Below are 18,823 nucleotides of genomic sequence, written 5' to 3' on the forward strand. Positions count from 1 at the left end.
GAATACAAATTCGACATTTATGCCTGTTCAGGTCAATGTTTTAGCTGGCAGCAACTTATTGCTTTCCCCTGCCGCTTCTACCTCTCAGCTTGCCACAAGAACCTCTGCTTACCCGAAAGAGAGCCCGGCTATCCTTTTTTCTCCTGAATCAAAATTCAAAAAATTGGATTCGATATCCGGGAAAAGATCAGTAGCTTTATCCGGGCAATAAACCAATCCCAATTAGACCCTATGAAAAAAATTATTATCCTTTCCCTCAGTATTTTCACCTTTGTACTGGCAGCCTATTCACAAGAAAAAATTAATGTAGTTGTTATTGGTGCTCATCCCGACGATTGCGACATCGACGCAGGAGGAACGGCGCTGAAGTATGCGCAAATGGGACACCGGGTACTGTTTGTTTCCCTGACCAACGGCGATGCCGGGCACCACGAAAAAGGCGGCGGCGCACTGGCCCGGATCCGGCGCGCTGAAGCACAGGAAGCCGGTAAACGCCTGGGAGTTAGCTATACCGTTCTCGACAACCACGATGCGGAGCTGATGCCCACCCTGGAAAACCGCCACCAAATTATTCGTATCATTCGCGAATGGAAAGCGGATGTCGTGATCAGCCACCGCCCCTACGACTACCATCCCGATCACCGCAATGCCGCACTTCTGGTTCAGGACGCTGCCTTTTTGGTGGTGGTACCCAACGTTGTTTCTGATGTGCCGGCTTTGAAGAAAAACCCGGTTTTCCTGTACTCGCACGATAGCTTCCAAAAGCCTTCTCCTTTTAAACCTGACATAGCAGTGGACATTACCGATGTTGTTGAGCAAAAAATTTACGGCATGGCAGCCCACGAATCCCAGTTTTTTGAGTGGCTTCCGTGGCTTAACGGTACCTTGGATCAGGTTCCGGCCACCGATGAACAACGCGTTAAATGGCTGGCAGGCTTTCGGATCTCCCCCATTGGCGACGAGCTGCGCCAGTCGTTGGTGAAATGGTACGGCGCGGAAAAAGGAGCACAGGTAAAGATTGCTGAATCGTTTGAAATTTGCGAATTCGGACGTCACCCGTCGGACGATGAAATCAGACGTCTGTTTCCGATGATGGGGAAATAAACAGGTTTCCCGGAAGCTGTATTTCCGGGCTTTTAGCTATTTATCATGAGCCACAAGTGCAGGATCGACAGACTCAGTCAGGAGATATCCTTCACACTTATGGCTCATTTTATAAGAGTATCCTCTAATTACCCATTTATTGCTCCTCAGCAGAAGCCGTCTTTTCTTCATTCAGCTTTTCAAATGTAAAGACCAAACCGTTGTAAACATCCACATAGGGCACGTGATGTTCATTTTCCAACCGATCAACCTTCCATTTTAAATTCTCGGGAGACTTTTCTTTCAACAAAGTCTCAAAATGAGGCATGGCCTTCAATACATTTTGATAATCATTCCCTCCGTATATCACATACAAGGTTTTATCAAGGCTTTGGGTATTGTTGAAGAAATCAACTGTTTCTTTCAGCACATAACCATCCCCATAAGCGAGCATCGGACTGCTTAATATGTAGGATTTAAACAACTCCGGCTTTTTCACCAGGACATGGCATGCAAACATGGCGCTATTGGAAAAACCGGCGAGGATACGAAGCGAATCGGCCCTGTAATTCGACTCAATAAAAGGAATCACTTCCGTACCAATCGATTCCAAAAACTTGTCGGCTTCCCCCGAAGTGGATCTTCGGGCAAGTTTAAACGGGAAAACTTCGTTCCAACTGTCTTTGTTGCTGATTCCAACAACGATAAACTCGGGAATTCCATTGCTGCCTTCCACATGCCAGGCGGCTGACTTTGCCCGAAAATAATTCGACTCCGGAAACAATACATACAGAACGGGATAGTCCTTTTTTGTATCCTGATAGTCCATCGGCAGGCTTATGTACAGTTTTCTGCTCTCTCCGTAAAGCTCCGAATCGTACGGGACTATTTGCGTGATTGGAATCTCGTTGTTCAACTGGGCAAACAAGGTGCCCGGAATACTTAAAAGTATTGCCACAAAAAATACCAGTTTGTTTTTCATTTCATTAACGGGTTGAGTTAGTTGAGAAATATGTATGGTTTTTTACGTACAATTCCAATAAATCTAATGACAGCAAGCCAGCGAGGTATCACAATGAAATATCTGATATTATTTGACCTCATCAAAATGGGGAAATCGCTCCCAAAGGCCCGCTTTTATGTTCGGATTCCCACCGGACTTTACCGGCAGGACTTTAACTAAATGATTTTGCTCCCAAAATCATCATCTCATTCACTTAAAACCAGTGCAATTTATAATTGAGGTAATTGACAAAAAGCCACAGAGCAAGCACCGCAACAACTAAACTTACTACAAGCATGATGTAACGCCCCCTGTTTTCCCTGATGAGTTGTAAACGAAGCTTTGCCTTGTATTCCCGGGGGTATTTCTTTTTCTGAAGGTTGTCGAGCTTTCGGTTTTCGAGGTGATAATATTCGGTGGCGCTTCGGTCATTAATATTTCCACCACCACCGCCGTCGGTTTTGCTCTTTTTCCCTAAAAACTTCTTGGGCTTCATTGTGGTAATCCAACGTTGCATGCCCATTCCGTGGTATCCCATTATTCGCAGTATTTGAAAGATGCTTAAAGTTAGCTATTTTTCGTTACCTCCTCCGGCATCTGAATATACTGTAAAGCAGGTTTTCAGGCTTGTTTCCCGCTTTCAGTTTAAGGTGAAAAAGGGTTTGTTATTTCTGAAAAACAAACAATCCCTCATCGCCGCGTACTGAACCATCGCCATCCATATCAAGCCGCAAGGTTAACTCGCCCGGCACAAAAAACCAGACTCCGACAAAAACGGGATGAATTGATAAATGGGCGAAAACATCCGCTCCAAAGCTACTGTCGCTCTCGCGGATGTTCAGCACTATTTCATTCTCACTAAATACGGCCAGCTTTTTTATTTGGGCTTCCAGGGTGTTGTCGACAACGGCTAGCGTTCCGCTGAATTTCTTGCTCAAAACATAGGCATCGCCCGACTGTACCGAAATTTCCGAATTGAATGCCAGCGCTTCAAGGATCAGAACCTGCTTCAAATTGGCATCCAGTTCCTCGTCATGCCAGGTTCTTTCCCAGGTTCCAACATAGTTCGGAACTGCTTCTTCATTTTCTGATTTAGAGCATGACTCTGCGATAAAAAACATCAGCAAAAAAAGAGTCAAAATTCGGACATTTAATTTCATCGGTTTGTGATTATCTATTTTGATGGTTATTCGTTCGAGTTGGCAAACGGAAGAGAAACAAGATTTATTCTTTAATACAGGGTTTAAAATAATATTTAATTCCACATCCCGCATTCGTTTGATTGAAAATAATTTTCCCGGGCAAACGAGCTTATTGAAAACGTGAAAGCAGGCACACAGATCAAAACAATCTAGCGCTGTTCCAGCTTTAACTCCTCTATGATTTCGTACACCACCGGGCATGTTTCGCAGTTCAGGTGCGACAGTTGCAGAATCTGGTAAAACCGCTTCCGGTCGGTGTGCGGGTATTCGCGGCAGGCACGCGGACGGCTCTCGTACACCATGCAGTAATTGTCGGGCATAAGAAACGGGCAGGGGTGGTCGCGAAACACCATGTCGCCATCTTCGTCCACCCGGATGTACTGCTCCATAAAATCCGAAGCTTTCATTTTCAGGTGCTTTGCCAGACGTTCCACATCCTTGTCGATCAGCCGCGGCCCAATGGTTTTGCAGCAGTTGGCACAATCGAGGCAACTAAACTGTGCAAAAGCATCGATGTGCAGCCCCTGTACAAAATCATCCAGGTCTTTGGGCTTTTTCTTTTTGAGCTTTTTCAGAAATGCCGCCGTTTCTCCCCGCGTTTTGTCGGTGAGGAGCTTTAGTTCTTCCGGCGTTTTATACGCTATTCTTTTCATCTGTTTTCTGATTACTGCGACTGAAAACCGGCCACTGTCTATCCTTTTCGCTGCGTGGTAATTTCAATCGGTTCCAATTCGGTGCTTCGTTTTCGCTTTCTTTTAATTTGAGCCAGGAAAAGACCGCTCACCACAATCACAATTCCGATCACCTGCTGCACGCCCAAACTGTCTTTCAGAATAAAAAACGAAAGGATGGCCACAAACACCGGGATAAGGTTGATAAAGGTATTGGAACGGTTCACGCCCAAATGCCGGATGCTTTGCGTAAAGAAAACAAAGGCCAGGGTAGATGCAAAAACCGCTAAAAAGATGATGGCGCGAAATGCCTCTTCGTGAAATGGCTGATGCATAAAATCCTTTACTTCGAGCGAAAGCCAAACGGGCAGAAAAAACACCACTCCAATCACATTCTGGTAGGCCAAAATGGTTAAAGTGTTGTACTTGCCCACCAGTTTACGCAGCACAATGGAATAAGAAATAGCCGCAAAAACCGCCATAAATTCCAAACCTACACCCAAGGGCGATGCATCGAACTGAAAAGCACCGTTTAACACCACCAGTCCTACACCCAAAAACGAAAAGAGCAAACCTAGGGCATTCATCCACCTGATTTTCTCACGAAAAAAGAACCAGGCTGCCACAGGTGAAAACAGCGGGATGGTGGCCACAATTACCGCCGCCACAGTGGAAGAAATATAAATAAGCCCATAGCTTTCGCCGATAAAATACAGGAAGGGCTCAAAAAAAGCCATCAAAATAAACAGCCAGATATCCTTTTTTTCGGGCTTTTGCAGGCGTTTCATAAAAAGCGCAATGGCTGTAATCAACACAGCCGAGATGGCCAACCTGAAAATAACCACAGTAATGGGGCCGTATCCCTGGTAAGCAATTTTGAACCAGATAAATGAGAAACTCCAGAAAAAAGCAGCTCCCAAGGCCGAGGCATATGCCAGAAAATCCTTGTTCTTCATTCCTTGAATTTGAAGCGTCGAAATTAGTGATTAAACTGTGAACATGGTTTTCAATTTAAATAAAAGCCACATCTTTGTGATACACAAGTAAAATCTTGTAAGATTACCTAATACCAATTAATTATGCATTCGAAAAGAATCACTTTTAAATTTTACATGCTGCTGATTGTATTGGCAGGAATGTCCTTAACTTTTTCAGCCTGTCAATCGACCGGCAAAAAATCTACCGAAGAGCAAAAATCAGCCAAAGCTGAAAAGTTCATAGGACTTCAGTTGTGGTCGGTTCGCGACGACATGGGCAAAGATGCTACGGCAACGCTCAAGGCCGTTGGCGAAATGGGCTACAAGTTTGTGGAAAGTGCCGGTTACGGCGACGGAAAAATGTACGGCATGGAACCCGAAGCATTCAAAAACCTGTGTGAAAGCAACGGTTTGAAATACCTGGGAGCACACACCGGACAAGATGTTCCGACTGAAGAAAAATGGGCCGAAACCATGGCCTGGTGGGATACCTGCATTGCAGCGCACAAAGCCGCCGGCGTAAAATGGATCGTTCAGCCCTGGATGGGATCTACCGGCTACGAAAGCCTGGAAGGACTAAAAAAATACTGCGAGTACTTTAACGCGGTAGGTGAAAAATGCAATGCTGCCGGCATTCGTTTTGGCTACCACAACCACGACAAGGAATTTAGCACCGAACTGGAAGGCAAACCGGTTTACGACTGGATGCTGGAGCTTACCGATCCCGCAAAAGTAATGTTCCAACTCGATTTGTACTGGATTGTTGAAGGAGGTAAAAACGCATTGGATTATTTCGACAAATACCCAGGCCGTTTTGAACTGTGGCACATAAAAGATGAAAAAGAATTAGGAGCCAGCGGCAAAATGGATTTCGCCTCTGTTTTTGCACAGCGCGAAAAAGCAGGTTGCCAATACGGAGTGGTGGAAGTGGAACGCTACGATTTCGAGCCACTTGAAAGCTGCAAAAAAAGTATCGAATACCTGAAAGCCCAGGATTACATCGATTTATACGAATAAAAAAAGAAAAGCCGGAACCATTCATTCCGGCTTTTTTTACCCCTTTAATTCAGCTTACCGAATTTAAAGGTCATCCCAAAATTGAAACCATCCAGCACATCTGCTTCTGTTTGATAAATCTCTATATCCGACGTAAATCGGTAGCTGGCGTAGGCCGCCGCCCTGAACCAGCGGGTAAGGTTAAACTCCAACTCTACCGAAGGCTCCAGCACAAAAAACACATCGTTGTCCACTTCGTGTCCCGGGTGGTAGCGATCCATGTCCCAATCCCATCCCCAGCGATCGTTTTCAAGTAAGGCAACACCTCCCATCCCAATCAAAAGCGGAAACGAAAGATGAACGGCTTTGCGTCCACCCAAGATGGGCTCTACAATCAAACCTCCGTAGCCACCTGCCAGCATAAAACGGCGGTCGGGGCTATCGTAAATGTTGTTATGATAATCGAGGTTATTCACAAAACCGTAGCCTCCCAGCCCAATGGCCAGCGTCTGGTCGAAAACAAACATTCCGCGTGCTCCCGTAATCAGGGCATCACGCCCGTCGATTTCTGAATATCCCATCGAAAAAGCTCCGTACCAGCCATTGTTTGGCTGTTTGGAGAAAAGTGTCTGAACCTGGTCGTCCCGGTATTCTTCCTGTGCTTTGGCATAGATCGCCCCAAGCACCAATACTAAAATAATGCTTAATTGTTTCATGGTATTAAAATTGAATGAGTTTAAAAGAGTCAGATAGAACCGGCTTGCATTCAAATGCCGGCATCGGACTCGTCTACTTTCTGAATATGTTTAATTGTTTAAAAATGATATTTCACTGTAAAGCCAATGTCGAACAATTCAATATTGAACATCTGGCTACCGAATAAGTCGAAATAAGGCTTTGCTTCGAGCCCCATCGAAATGGGAACTTCGTAAAAAATGTACTCCAGTCCCACCAAGCCGTCGAGCCCGGCCAAAAAGGCAGTGCGGGTCTTGTACCATTCGGCATTGTAGCCGGTGTAACGTTTTTGCCACTGTTCGTACCCCACATGAAAACCGGCGCCGTAAAAGAAAATCAGCTGATCGGTTTGGCGGAACAAGTCGAACTGGTGAAACTCTTTCATGGCATGCAACTGAACTCCTTCGTCGCGGGTTCCCAACAAAAACTTGTACGAATTGGCATCGTTGGCATAAACGCGGTACTCAAACCCCGATGTTAACCCGGCTCTGATACCCACCGCCTGGTTAAAAGTTTGCGCAAAAGCAAACAGGGGAAACAAAGCCAGTAATAGTAGTAGTCCTTTCTTCATAACCTTAGTTTTGATGATAAACATTGCCTGATCCTGAAATATGGGTTCGGATCGAAGGATTTCCGTAGTAAAAAACATTGCCACTTCCCGAAATCCGGCTATCGAGATCCTCGCCGACGGTAAGCCACATATCGCCCGAACCGCTGGTTAGAGTGGTACACTCGGTAATTTCAAAGTCTGAGCCGCTGATCCTTCCCGAGCCACTGATGATAATATCCGCCTCATTGGCAAAACCTGCAAGATCGATCCGTCCTGAACCTGAAAGAAGAATTTTGGCTTTCTGGGTAGCAAAAGAGCCTTCGATCCTCCCCGATCCCGATAAAATCATTTCCACGTAATCATCCTGAAAATGATCGAACTCAATAAGGCCGGAGCCACCCTGGCATATCCCGTTCAGGCGCGGCATGGTAATAAAAACTTCCATGGGAACAATGGTACGAACAGTGTGCACCTTGTCCATTTCAATGTTTAGTTTTCCGTCCGAAACCCAGGTATCGATGTGCTGCAACAGGTTTGCATCGGCACTAACCACCACGCTGTATTCTTCCCCGCTGGAAATATGAACCAAGAACGATCCGTACGAATTAACCTTCGAGAAGGCAGACACTGTGCGGGATTCACTTGCCTGAATGCCGTTCCCGCTTATGTCTAAATCGTTGATGCAGCTCACGGCGCTTACCAGTAAAAATACCACACCAAGGGTAAAAAAAGTAATTGTTTTCATGACTTTTTGCTTTCTGTTAATGGAAAAATTGTTTGCTTTCTGTTTGTTAATCCGGAGATTAATCCTGTATGTTTTCTGTTTCTGTATTCTTAATGACAGCGTAATTTTGGAAGGGTTGCAAACTCCGACAAAAAAATCAAAAAAATTATTGGGTACGAATATTAATCTCGCCCGAATCGGCTGTAATACTCAGCTTTGCAGCACCTTTTGTTTTCTCTCCATTGTGCCCGACAACCTGCGAAGTCTTGCCATCGTCGCTCCATTTCTCATCGTCTACCTGCATTTCCGAACTGAGATTCAAGGTAGATTTTGTGTGACTAATTTCGAAGTTGAAACTTGTTTCGCGTTCAAAATACAAGTCGATATCGGTTGATTTCGACTGGATAATAATGTTGCCAAAATCGGGAGCAATTTTCTCCACTTCCACGCCCCCGTAATCGGCCCGAATGTTGATCCGGTCGGAAAGCTCGCGCACTCGAAACGTCGAGAAACTTCCCTGTGCATCGATCAGGTCGGCCAGCTGTATCCTGAATTTATCCCTTCTCGACTGGGCATTGATGTCTTTCACTTCTTCCAGCTCGAATTCGGTTGACTTACTCTGAATTCGCACCGACTCGGCCTTCTTTAAATACAGCTTACTAAAATTACAGTCGAGCCGCCCCTTTTGGATGGAATTGATAGTGGCATCGGCAAAATTGAGGGTCAGGTCAAGATCGCCGAAAAAGTCATAGGCTTTCAGGTTGCCGTTCGATACGTTCAGCCACACATCTCCTTTGTAATCGCCAATAAAAACATCACCAAATTTGTTCTCCACTTTCAGCCGGTTGGTGTTGGGCATCCAAACCGTGTAATCGATCTGGATATTTCCGTCCGAATTCAGCAGGGTCTCCTTAAACTTTAGTATTTCCTTTCCAAGCGCACTTTTATTCTGCTGAACCTTGGTGGAAACGATCAGGTAATGGTCGCTTGCGGTGAAATCGAAATCGATGTCGCGCAATAGTTCGTCCAGTTTCGATTGCTTTTTCTCTTCAACACGGATCTTTATCTCAAAAACCACTGAATCTTTTTGCCAGGTTTTAATGTCGATCTTCCCGTATTTGTTTGCAATCTCCACCTGCGTAGCGGGCAACACCGAAAAAGCTCTCCTGATTTCCTTTGTTTCAGAATACTGCGCGTGTCCCCAAAAAGGCAACAGGCAAGCGATCACCATTATATATCCAACTAATCTCATCATTCTCATTGTTCTCCGGTTAACACTTTATTTGCGCCAGCACATCGTCGCAAAGCTTCAGGCGAAAGCGGTTGTTTTCGATCATCGCTTCAATCACACTTTTATTCGAGATGTTTTCGTCCAGTTCGCTTTTCAGCACTTTGTACATGCCTTCCAGTTCGTTTAAATCCGATTCAATATCATCCTTTACTTCCGGGTTGGTAAAATAACACTTTTGAATTTCTTTCATCTTTTTATCTACCTGGTGCGAGTAAAAAGCTTCGGTTTCCATTAGTTCCAACAACTCAGGATCGGCATTTTTCACCAGCCTGTTTGGCACCAGCACTTCGGTTTTCAACACTAAAACCGAGCTCACAATGGCGATGGCAAGCACCGCAGCCACTCTTAATAAATACGTACGAAGGAATATCACTTTTTGAGGCTTGCTGCTTTGGGCAATCCTGTTCCAAACCTCCGGCGACGGCTCTCTGAAATCAAAGTCCTCACGATTGGCTTTTACAAAATCCTCTAAACTATCCCTCTTCATTTTTTTCATTTTAAAATCCACTCATTTTCTGACTTCTTAATACCTCGGCTATCCTTTTCCGAGCCCTCATGTACTGGCTTTTCGATGTAGATTCGTTAATCCCCAGTATTTGCGCAATTTCAACATGATCGTATCCTTCCAGCAGGTACAGCGAAAAAATCATCCGGCCTCCTTCGGGGAGCTGTTCCATAGCGCGGGTAATGTTTTCCACGGTATATTCCGGCTCTGCCTCCTCGTTTTCCTCAGCACGATCATGCTCGTAAATCTCTTCGCAATAGCTCAGCTCAACTTTCCGCTTGTTGATGGTATTGATGCAGGTGTTTATTACGATGCGTTTCAGCCAGGCTCCAAAACTCGACTCGAACCGGTACGAATCGATCTTCATAAATGCCAAAGTAAACGATTCCTGCAACATATCCTCCGCCTCTTCACGGTTGTTCATCATCCGGTAACTAACGTTGAACATTGCTCTTGCATACAATTGATACAATTCATAACGGGCACTCTCTTTCCCTTCTTTACACGCCTCGATTATGTTTTTGTGTATGTGCTGTTTTGGTACCAATTGCTTTTCTTTCCGTTTTTAATGACAAAATAATTTGGGAGGGGTTGCAAGAAACTACAAGTAATTTGTATCTATTTTTTCAGGATATTACTGTTCCTTCAGAAATCACTTCGATTTTTATTCAAATTCAGTTGCAGAAACAATAAAATATTTATATTTGCACCCGCAATCAAAATGGTGGATGTAGTTCAGTTGGTTAGAACGTCGGATTGTGGTTCCGAAGGTCGCCGGTTCAAGTCCGGTCTTCCACCCCAAAAAGCTTCGAAGAAATTCGGAGCTTTTTTTATTTCTACAGATCCCAACCGCAATTTTCTCTATTTCTAAACATTAGGAATCAATTGATAATATTGAAGATTCTTATTCCTGAATTCAACTGATTCAAATCTTTCCTGGCGGAAATACTTTTTCTCCCGACTACCCGGGATTGAAAAAGGGTACAAAAAAGCCGCCGCTGACAGAAAAATGACTAAAATCAAATTCATTCCGTAAAAAATGAAACTCACATGACAATGACGCCAGTAATGGCTACAATCAAAATATTTTGTATTCTATTCCAAAGGTCGTCCCGAGTGCTCGGGATCTTCCACCCAAAAAGCTTCGAAGAAATTCGGAGCTTTTTTTATGCCCGCTACCATTGTTTCAATATTCTTCCACGCATAACGCACCAATTCAATCTCCAGGCGTAACATCCCGTTTTTGAGCGATTTTGCATCACCACATCAAAACTCTGTGGCAAAAAGAAGAAGCTATAATTAAGCCTTGTATTCTGTCCTTAAAATCTTCAACCAAGTTGTTAATAGTAAAATGTTTTCCCAAGAACCTGTTCAGGCTGAACCTCGGGTCTGCATCCGAAAATTGCATAAAAAGCATGACAAACCAGAGATAAAACGGATTCAACCATCCAAAACCCTCTGAAATTTTTTACTTACACATACAGTTTAACTTATTTTAACATACTTTTACAACCCCAATATAACCTAGTAAAACAAGTGAAATAATCATTATTTGTTTATTTTTTTAATCCAGTATTTAAACAATTTTTATTTAAATGAAGTTATTAATGCTGAAGTTAAATCATTAAAACAATTAGAACATGAAAACACTTAGTCTGAAAAAGAAATTAAACCTGAGAATTTTAGCATTTGCCGGCATACTGGCCATGGCATTTTTTACCATCAGTTGTGAAAAAGAAACGGACGACCTTGCCCCGGCTTCGTATGAAGAAGGCGACTTGAAAGCAGGAAAAGCAGTTAAAAAAGCCGAGTTAAGCATTGCCGAAATTGCCTTGGCAGATGACGGAGAATTTGACGAACTCGTTTCAGCACTGGTTTTTGTCGACACCGAACTGGGGACCGGTCTGGTTGATATGTTTTTGAACGGAACAGACCAATACACAGTATTTGCGCCAACCGATGCAGCATTTGAAGCCCTGTACGATGTACTTGGTGTTGGAGGCATCACCGAAGTAGATCCGCAAACGGTGTTGAACGTTTTGCTCTACCACGTTACCGAAGGTCGCCGTGCGGCCAACAGTGTGGTTCCGAAGAACAGCCCGCGAACCATTGAAACATTGCTTGAAGGCGCCACTTTCATGGTTGACTCCGAAGGCATGATTTGGGCAGTGGGTAACCAGGCGACCATCGTAACCGCAAATATATCAGCTTCCAATGGCATTATTCACGTAATTGACAGTGTGATTCTGCCCATTTCGTTGTAAAACAATTTAACAACATAGCCAGAAAACAGGGGCGATCTTTTGCAGGTCGCCCTTTTTTCTTTTATGACCAACATTCCGCCGGAAAACGTACCCATACCATCTCAAACCTAAATTTTGTTAAAAGCCTTTCAAAAAAATAAAATAATAGGCTGATGCTTATATTTTTCCTATTTTTCCGGCACTTTTGAACGGCAAAACATGGGAACAGTATCACGCAGAAAATTTATCGGAACGGCAGCTGCCGGATTTGCAGGGGTAACCCTCGTACCTTCAAACGTTATCGCCGGGCTTGGACACAAAGCCCCCAGCGACAAACTAAACATTGCGGGAATCGGTGTGGGCGGAATGGGTTACACCAACCTATTGCACATGGAAACCGAAAACATTGTGGCACTATGCGATGTGGACTCGGAATATGCCGGCAGGAACTCGTTCCGACGCTGGTACCGCGCCCGACAATACAAGGACTACCGCGTAATGCTGGAAGAACAGAAAGACATTGATGCTGTTATGATTGCCACGCCCGATCATTCGCACGCGCTTCCGGCACTGATAGCCATGCGCCAGGGAATTCATGTGTATTTGCAAAAACCGCTGACACATTCGGTATACGAATCGCGGATCATGACCGAAACTGCCCAACGGTACGGTGTTGCCACTCAAATGGGCAACCAGGGAAATTCGGCCGACGGAATCCGGCAGATTTGCGAATGGATATGGGCCGGAACCATTGGCGAAGTCACCCATGTTGATACCTGGACCAACCGCCCAATCTGGCCGCAGGGACTTACCCGGCCTGAAAAAGGCAAGCGCGTTCCCAAAGAACTGGACTGGGATCTGTTCATCGGCCCGGCACAGTTTCGTGAATACAATCCGGTTTATCATCCCTGGAACTGGCGCGGCTGGTGGGATTTTGGAACCGGCGCTTTAGGCGATATGGGGTGCCACATTATCGACCCCGTGTTCAAAGCACTGAACCTGCAATACCCGAATTCAGTGGAAGCAAGCTCCACGCCTTTTAACAACGACTCAGCTCCCAATGCCGAGGTAATTCGCTATGAGTTTCCGCGAAGAGACAACTTACCCAAAGTAGCTATGCCCGAAGTTACGGTTAGCTGGTACGACGGCGGATTTATGCCTCCCCGCCCCGATGAATTAAAAGACGGAGAAAAAATGGGCGACGACGGTGGCGGTTGTATCTTTTATGGTACGCGTGGCAAAATAATGTGCGGAACCTATGGAGCCAATCCAACACTGTTACCCACATCTGAAATGGCTCATTTTGAACCACCCGTAATGTCGATCCGCAGAATTTCAAATGCCATGGAAGGTGGTCACGAACAAGACTGGATACGGGCATGTAAAGAGAATAAAGAAACGCGCGTAGAAGCTTCTTCAAACTTTGCTTATGCCGGCCCGCTAAACGAAATGGTGGTGATGGGAGTTCTGGCAGTGCGACTTCAAAGCCTGGAACGAAAACTACAGTGGGATGGCCCGAATATGCGTTTCAAAAATATTTCGGACAGTGACAACCTGCGTATTTTATCGAAAAACGATTTTGAAGTAGTGAATGGCGATCCCCGTTTCAGCAAAGAATATATGAAACTTCCGGCAAAAGCAACTGCCGAAGAATGGATCAGGCATACTTACAGAAAAGGATGGGAACAGATTTAAGCATCATTGCTTAAACCCATTCCCTATCGTTATGAAATAAATTTCAGAATTAATTTCTATGCGGCTTTGCTTTTATGCTCCGGCATAAATGATGGAAACAATACCAGCTGCAAATAAGATAAACATAAGCGTTAACATGGGGTTTGTTCCCTTGGGTGAATTTTTAAACTCGCGCCAGATAAAAACACCCCAAAGTGCAGCTACTAAAGTGGCACCCTGCCCTAGTCCGTAAGAAATAGCGGCACCGGCTTTACCCGCAGCAATCAGGTTTAATGAGTTTCCAATACCCCAGATAATTCCGCCCAATACTCCCACCAAATGAATCGGCAGTTTGCCTTTAAAATAGGCCTTGTAATTGGTTGGTTCGCCACTTAAAGGTTTCTTCATCAGAATAGTATTGAACAGGAAATTGCTTAAGAAAACTCCCAGCGAGAATACAACTACCGCCGTATAAGGCGTCATCATTCCCTGCGCCGGATTAACAAAATTATCCAGGTCCATTGATGCTGCGACAAAGCGATAAAAGAAAGACATCAGCACACCGGCAAGAATTGAAACAAGAATTCCCTTTGTAGTCACCTTTTGATTTCCGGAAGATGCCCGCTTAAAGGCCACCGCATTCAATAAAATAGCGATGGTGATAAGCCCAACACCCAGAAAAAGAAAAACCGGATCGCCCTTTTGTGAGCCCATGTAATTGATGATCACACCCAAAACAAGCGCAAGGCCAATTCCAACCGGGAAAGCCACCGACATTCCGGCAATGGCAATAGCGGTAGAAAGTAGAATGTTGGCAGCATTAAAAATAATTCCACCTAAAAACGCACTACCAATATTACCCAAATCGGCCTGTTTCAGATCTTCCAGGAAACCGCGACCGGCGTCTCCCGAACTACCAAGGGTAAATGCAAAAATCAGCGACAGCAGAAGTACTCCGAGAACATAGTCCCAGTAGAAAAGCTCGTAACGCCAGGTCTTCCCGGCCAGTTTTTGGGTATTCCCCCACGACCCCCAGCAAAGCATCGTGATAAAACAAAGAAATATCGCAAACGGATAACTTGTTACTATATACATGGTTGTAAGTTTTATGGATTGTTTTTAATTGGTTTAGTTGATTACGCATTTTATCCTTCTATTTCACTTCGGAAAGGCACAGAGGCCTGAGCACCGTTTCGGGTAACCGATACTGATGCAGCAATGCAAGCCAAACGCGCAGCTTCTTCCATTCTCTTTCCTTCTGAAAGAAAAACAGCCAAGGCTCCATTGAAAGTATCTCCTGCTGCAGTGGTATCAACCGCCTTTACTTTGGGCGCTTCCACTAATCCTGTATATTCAGGACTAAAAACATAAGCACCAGCCGATCCCATTGTAACAATAACATTCTGCACCCCTTTTTCAACCAGCAATTCTGCCGCCTTCTGAGCCGACTCAATGTCCTTCACCTCAATTCCGGACAGCTGTCCAGCCTCGGTCTCGTTAGGAGTGATCAGGTAAAGCCCTTTCAACAAGGAATCGGGCAATGCCTGTGCGGGCGCTGGATTGAGGATCACGTTTTTATGCAAGTCAATTGCTAAGCCGGCCACATAAGCAACGGTTTCCAACGGAATTTCCAGCTGCAAAATAACCGCAGCTGACTCTTTCAATATTGTGTCGATACCTTCAAGATCCTCGGGGACCAAAGTGCTATTCGCACCGGGTGCCACAACGATGGAATTTTCACCTTTGCTATCAACGGTAATCAATGCCACACCACTCGGACTTTTATCATCCACCAGCATTTTGTCAGTATTTATTCCTTCTGCAGTCAAAAGTTTTACAGCCTGCTTGCCAAAAATATCGTTACCGGTTTTCCCGACAAATACAACCTCTCCTCCCAAACGCCGGGCAGCAACCGCCTGGTTGGCTCCCTTTCCTCCGGGATTCATCAAAAACTCTCCTCCGATAATTGTCTCCCCAGGCAAGGGGAAATTACTGGTTTTCACTACCATGTCGGTATTAGAACTGCCGACCACAACGATTTTATTATTCATAATTATTTGTTTAGCACCTCAAGAAACGTTGGCGAACGCACACAAACATATAAACAAAAACAATCTTGTACAAACGTTTGTGCAAATTTTATTATGATCATCGATGAAATTTCCACACAGCTGTAAATGACTATTAAACAGAGTATGCATTCCCAAATAATGTATAATAAAGAATCATCACACGATATAACTTTCTTCACTCTTTCGATTTTACTACCTTTGCATCAAATATTTTAGATAAGACAAACGTTTGTACATCGAGGTAAATTCATGCAGAAAGCAAGTATCACCGATATCGCCGAAATGACCGGACTTTCCATTACCACCGTATCAAGGGTTTTAAGCGGAAAGGCTAAACAATACCGGATTGGAAAACAATCGCAGGAAAAAGTAAGAGAAGCAGCCAAGAAATTGCACTATGTTCCCAATCATTTTGCAGCCAACCTGAGAACCGGAAAAAGTAGTACTTTAGCCTTGATAATCCCATCGCTGAACAACCCTTTCTTTGCCGGAATTGCCAGCGAGATAAATACAGAACTCCGGAAATTTAATTACATCACCATCATCAGCGACAGCGACGAAAATGTTGAAATTGAGAAAATGGAACTTCTGCAAATGACGGCCCGCAACATCGAGGGCCTGATCATTGTTCCGTGCGGCGACCAATGGGAACACATAAAGGAAATCCAGGACCAGGGAATTCCGGTTGTTTGCATCGACCGCTATTTTGAAGACCTGGACATACCTTACATTTCTACCGATAACTACGAAGGAGCCTACAAAGCCACGCAATACCTCATCGGAAACGGGCACTCCAGGATCACATGTATTCAGGGAGTACAAACTTCCACGCCCAACCGCCTGCGGGTAAAGGGATTTACTGATGCCATGAAAGAGGCAGGACACGAAGACATTAACATTGTTGGCGACGATTTTACCTTTCAAAACGGCTACCTGGAAACCAAGTTGTTGCTTCAGCAAAAACAACGACCAACTGCCATATTTACACTTAGCAACACCATTGCGATGGGTTGTATGAAAGCGTTAAAAGAAGAGAACATTCATGTGCCAAACGACATTTCTCTGATAACTTTTGACGATCATCCTTACCTCGATTATTTGTCCACGACACTCTCCTGCATTGCGCAGCCGGTTAGCGACATCAGCAAAATTGCCGTTAAGTTTCTGCTTTCAAAAATTCAAAACAAGGACATTAACACTAGCCAGGTACTACTCAAACCAAGCATGAAACTGAGGGACTCCATCCGAAAAATCAACTAGTACGATCATAAAAAAGCCGGACTTTACAGCCCGGCTCGTATCTTTTTGAAAATCGTGGATTTAAAACAGCTTTTTAAAGCCAATCACACTTTTTACTTCATGTAGTGTTTTCTGAGCCGACTCACGTGCCTTCTCCGCTCCCATTTTAGCGACTTTGGCCAGGTAAGCATCATCTTCCAGAATGTCGATGATCCGTTCGCGAATCGGAGCCGTGTATTTAATAATGTCTTCTGCCAACTGTTTTTTCAGATCGCCGTAGCGAATCTCGCATTTGTTGTACAGTTCGTCGAAATGAGCCACTGTATCAGGTGTTGAAACAATATCAAGCAGCGTAAACAGGTTTTGAATAACCTCAGGTTTTTCCTGGTTCATTTCTGTTGGGCCCGTGTCGGTAACCGCACGCATTACTTTTTTCCGAATCGATTTCGGATCTTCGTAAAGGTTAATCGCATTGCCTTCCGATTTTCCCATTTTACCGCTTCCATCAAGCCCCGGCACTTTGATCATGTCTTTCCCGTCGAAAGTAAACGGACGCGGGATCGGGAAAATATCAGCTTTGTACATGCGGTTGAAACGCTTGGCAAATTTCCGCCCCATCTCCAGGTTTTGTTCCTGGTCTTTTCCAACCGGCACAAAATGAGCTTTGTGAATGATAATGTCAGCCGCCATCAAAACCGGGTAAGTAAGCAAACCGGCGTTTACGTTGTCGGGGTTCTGACGTGCTTTATCTTTAAACGACGTTGTACGTTCCAGTTCGCCCAAATAAGCATTCATGTTCAACAGCGTGTACAATTCCGAAACTTCGGGTACATCGCTCTGAATAAAAATGGTTGCTTTCTCCGGGTCGATTCCACAGGCAAGGTATTCTGCCAAAACCTGGCGCACACCCGACTGCAAATTCTCAGGCGTTGGGTGCGTGGTTAACGAGTGAATATCAGCAATAAAAAAATAGCAGTTGAAATCATCCTGCATTCTGATAAAATTTTGTACAGCCCCAAAATAATTTCCGAGGTGTAAATAGCCCGTGGGTCTTATCCCGCTTACAACTGTCGGTTTCTCCATTCCAAATTTCTGATTAAAAGTAGCTGCAAAAATAGGCATTCAGCCCGAAAGTAAAAAGCTAAAAACGAATGGGGTTCGCGAAATTTAATACCGGAATAACCATGGGTACCAAAAACAACCTCCCTAAAAATCAGAGATCAATTAAATCGCATACAACGGCCCCTGCAATCGAAACTATATCCTTGGGATGAACCTGCAGTTGCATTCCCCTTTTCCCGGCACTCACAAAAATAAAATCGAAATTCTGACACGTTTCGTGAATATACATCGGGTACACTTTTTTCATACCAAACGGAGAACAGGCTCCGCGAATATACCCGGTCAAACCCAGCAGCTCTTTCATTGGCACCATTTCAGCATTTTTATTTCCCGAAACTTTTGCTGCCTTTTTCAAATTCACCTCGGCATCTCCGGGAACAATGCACACAAACACACCGCTTGCATTTCCTCTCAACACCAGTGTTTTAAAAACCTGTTCAACGTTTTGCCCCAGCGAAGCAGCCACATGCACCGCGCTTAAATCGGCTTCATCCACTTTGTATTCCACCATATTGTAGCTCACCTTGTGGCTATCGAGCATACGCGCGGCGTTTGTTTTCTTCATGCTGAATTTATTTTGCTGTAAAATTGAAAATTATCCGGTACAATCCATGCAAATCATTCCAAACAAATGTTGCTAATCGATTTTTCCGGACATCTGAGTGCTGCTTAAACAAAGCATCATGAAAAGAGAACGTCATTTTAAAAACTGAAATATTTTCTCAGAAAAAAATAA

Annotated in this window: 21 protein-coding genes and 1 tRNA gene; 6 read left to right on the forward strand and 16 right to left on the reverse strand. The window is 44.5% G+C overall.

The genetic code is table 11. The features are described from left to right. Positions 1-231 precede the first annotated feature (231 nt). The gene (locus INQ51_RS04965) at positions 232-1,104 is read left to right on the forward strand and encodes a PIG-L deacetylase family protein (protein WP_233376774.1); all 873 of its coding nucleotides are present in this window, start codon (positions 232-234) and stop codon (positions 1,102-1,104) included. Positions 1,105-1,240: 136 nt separating this feature from the next. Here the strand turns inward: INQ51_RS04965 and INQ51_RS04970 are convergent, their stop codons facing one another. The 5 genes from INQ51_RS04970 to INQ51_RS04990 all read right to left on the reverse strand — a co-directional run bounded on the left by INQ51_RS04970 (position 1,241) and on the right by INQ51_RS04990 (position 4,915). After that, positions 1,241-2,065, reverse strand: coding sequence for an alpha/beta hydrolase (locus INQ51_RS04970; protein ID WP_233376775.1), 825 nt, complete (start codon positions 2,063-2,065; stop codon positions 1,241-1,243). A gap of 235 nt (positions 2,066-2,300) precedes the next feature. Then, a complete protein-coding gene (locus INQ51_RS04975) occupies positions 2,301-2,624 on the reverse strand; it encodes a hypothetical protein (RefSeq protein ID WP_233376776.1) in 324 nt (107 codons plus the stop codon). A gap of 127 nt (positions 2,625-2,751) precedes the next feature. Beyond that, on the reverse strand, positions 2,752-3,246 hold the full coding sequence (locus INQ51_RS04980) for a hypothetical protein (RefSeq protein ID WP_233376777.1): 495 nt from the start codon (positions 3,244-3,246) through the stop codon (positions 2,752-2,754). A gap of 191 nt (positions 3,247-3,437) precedes the next feature. Next, entirely contained in the window at positions 3,438-3,941 is a 504-nt protein-coding gene (locus tag INQ51_RS04985) for a YkgJ family cysteine cluster protein (protein ID WP_233376778.1), read from the reverse strand. 38 nt (positions 3,942-3,979) lie between these two features. Next, a complete protein-coding gene (locus INQ51_RS04990) occupies positions 3,980-4,915 on the reverse strand; it encodes a DMT family transporter (RefSeq protein ID WP_233376779.1) in 936 nt (311 codons plus the stop codon). Positions 4,916-5,038: 123 nt separating this feature from the next. On the opposite strand from INQ51_RS04990, the gene INQ51_RS04995 reads away from it, so the two are divergent. After that, entirely contained in the window at positions 5,039-5,953 is a 915-nt protein-coding gene (locus INQ51_RS04995) for a sugar phosphate isomerase/epimerase family protein (RefSeq protein WP_233376780.1), read from the forward strand. A gap of 44 nt (positions 5,954-5,997) precedes the next feature. Here the strand turns inward: INQ51_RS04995 and INQ51_RS05000 are convergent, their stop codons facing one another. From INQ51_RS05000 to INQ51_RS05025, 6 genes are all read right to left on the reverse strand, one after another. Beyond that, positions 5,998-6,648 carry a hypothetical protein gene (locus INQ51_RS05000; protein WP_233376781.1) on the reverse strand — a complete coding sequence of 217 codons (651 nt, stop codon included), beginning with the start codon at positions 6,646-6,648 and terminating at the stop codon, positions 5,998-6,000. 98 nt (positions 6,649-6,746) lie between these two features. Continuing rightward, on the reverse strand, positions 6,747-7,238 hold the full coding sequence (locus tag INQ51_RS05005) for a hypothetical protein (protein ID WP_233376782.1): 492 nt from the start codon (positions 7,236-7,238) through the stop codon (positions 6,747-6,749). Between the two features lie 4 nt (positions 7,239-7,242). Then, positions 7,243-7,962, reverse strand: coding sequence for a head GIN domain-containing protein (locus tag INQ51_RS05010; protein WP_233376783.1), 720 nt, complete (start codon positions 7,960-7,962; stop codon positions 7,243-7,245). 145 nt (positions 7,963-8,107) lie between these two features. Further along, complete coding sequence (locus INQ51_RS05015) at positions 8,108-9,196, reverse strand: DUF4097 family beta strand repeat-containing protein (protein WP_233376784.1); 1,089 nt, start codon at positions 9,194-9,196, stop codon at positions 8,108-8,110. A 16-nt stretch (positions 9,197-9,212) separates the two neighbouring features. After that, the gene (locus INQ51_RS05020; protein ID WP_233376785.1) at positions 9,213-9,719 is read right to left on the reverse strand and encodes a hypothetical protein; all 507 of its coding nucleotides are present in this window, start codon (positions 9,717-9,719) and stop codon (positions 9,213-9,215) included. 10 nt (positions 9,720-9,729) lie between these two features. Next, positions 9,730-10,284, reverse strand: a complete 555-nt coding sequence (locus tag INQ51_RS05025; RefSeq protein WP_233376786.1) for an RNA polymerase sigma factor — start codon at positions 10,282-10,284, stop codon at positions 9,730-9,732. A gap of 177 nt (positions 10,285-10,461) precedes the next feature. On the opposite strand from INQ51_RS05025, the gene INQ51_RS05030 reads away from it, so the two are divergent. Continuing rightward, positions 10,462-10,538: transfer RNA gene (locus INQ51_RS05030), tRNA-His, on the forward strand. Between the two features lie 294 nt (positions 10,539-10,832). On the opposite strand, the gene INQ51_RS05035 is transcribed toward INQ51_RS05030, so the two are convergent. Next, entirely contained in the window at positions 10,833-10,973 is a 141-nt protein-coding gene (locus INQ51_RS05035; RefSeq protein ID WP_233376787.1) for a hypothetical protein, read from the reverse strand. 404 nt (positions 10,974-11,377) lie between these two features. Here INQ51_RS05035 and INQ51_RS05040 point away from each other — a divergent pair, with 404 nt between their 5' ends. After that, on the forward strand, positions 11,378-12,001 hold the full coding sequence (locus INQ51_RS05040) for a fasciclin domain-containing protein (protein ID WP_233376788.1): 624 nt from the start codon (positions 11,378-11,380) through the stop codon (positions 11,999-12,001). 198 nt (positions 12,002-12,199) lie between these two features. After that, a complete protein-coding gene (locus INQ51_RS05045) occupies positions 12,200-13,675 on the forward strand; it encodes a Gfo/Idh/MocA family protein (RefSeq protein WP_233376789.1) in 1,476 nt (491 codons plus the stop codon). 72 nt (positions 13,676-13,747) lie between these two features. On the opposite strand, the gene INQ51_RS05050 is transcribed toward INQ51_RS05045, so the two are convergent. Together INQ51_RS05050 and rbsK are read right to left on the reverse strand one after the other, a co-directional pair. After that, positions 13,748-14,749: a GRP family sugar transporter gene (locus INQ51_RS05050; RefSeq protein WP_233376790.1), complete on the reverse strand. Its 1,002-nt coding sequence runs from the start codon at positions 14,747-14,749 to the stop codon at positions 13,748-13,750. Between the two features lie 50 nt (positions 14,750-14,799). Then, positions 14,800-15,705 carry a ribokinase gene (rbsK, locus tag INQ51_RS05055; RefSeq protein ID WP_233376791.1) on the reverse strand — a complete coding sequence of 302 codons (906 nt, stop codon included), beginning with the start codon at positions 15,703-15,705 and terminating at the stop codon, positions 14,800-14,802. 270 nt (positions 15,706-15,975) lie between these two features. On the opposite strand from rbsK, the gene INQ51_RS05060 reads away from it, so the two are divergent. Continuing rightward, the gene (locus tag INQ51_RS05060) at positions 15,976-16,986 is read left to right on the forward strand and encodes a LacI family DNA-binding transcriptional regulator (RefSeq protein WP_233376792.1); all 1,011 of its coding nucleotides are present in this window, start codon (positions 15,976-15,978) and stop codon (positions 16,984-16,986) included. Between the two features lie 60 nt (positions 16,987-17,046). Here INQ51_RS05060 and trpS read toward each other — a convergent pair whose 3' ends face one another. Together trpS and ybaK are read right to left on the reverse strand one after the other, a co-directional pair. After that, positions 17,047-18,048, reverse strand: a complete 1,002-nt coding sequence (trpS, locus tag INQ51_RS05065; protein WP_119437441.1) for a tryptophan--tRNA ligase — start codon at positions 18,046-18,048, stop codon at positions 17,047-17,049. 130 nt (positions 18,049-18,178) lie between these two features. Continuing rightward, on the reverse strand, positions 18,179-18,652 hold the full coding sequence (gene ybaK, locus INQ51_RS05070; protein ID WP_233376793.1) for a Cys-tRNA(Pro) deacylase: 474 nt from the start codon (positions 18,650-18,652) through the stop codon (positions 18,179-18,181). Between the last annotated feature and the right edge of the window lie 171 nt (positions 18,653-18,823).

The organism is Maribellus sp. CM-23 (assembly GCF_021354595.1).
Lineage (GTDB): Bacteria > Bacteroidota > Bacteroidia > Bacteroidales > Prolixibacteraceae > Draconibacterium.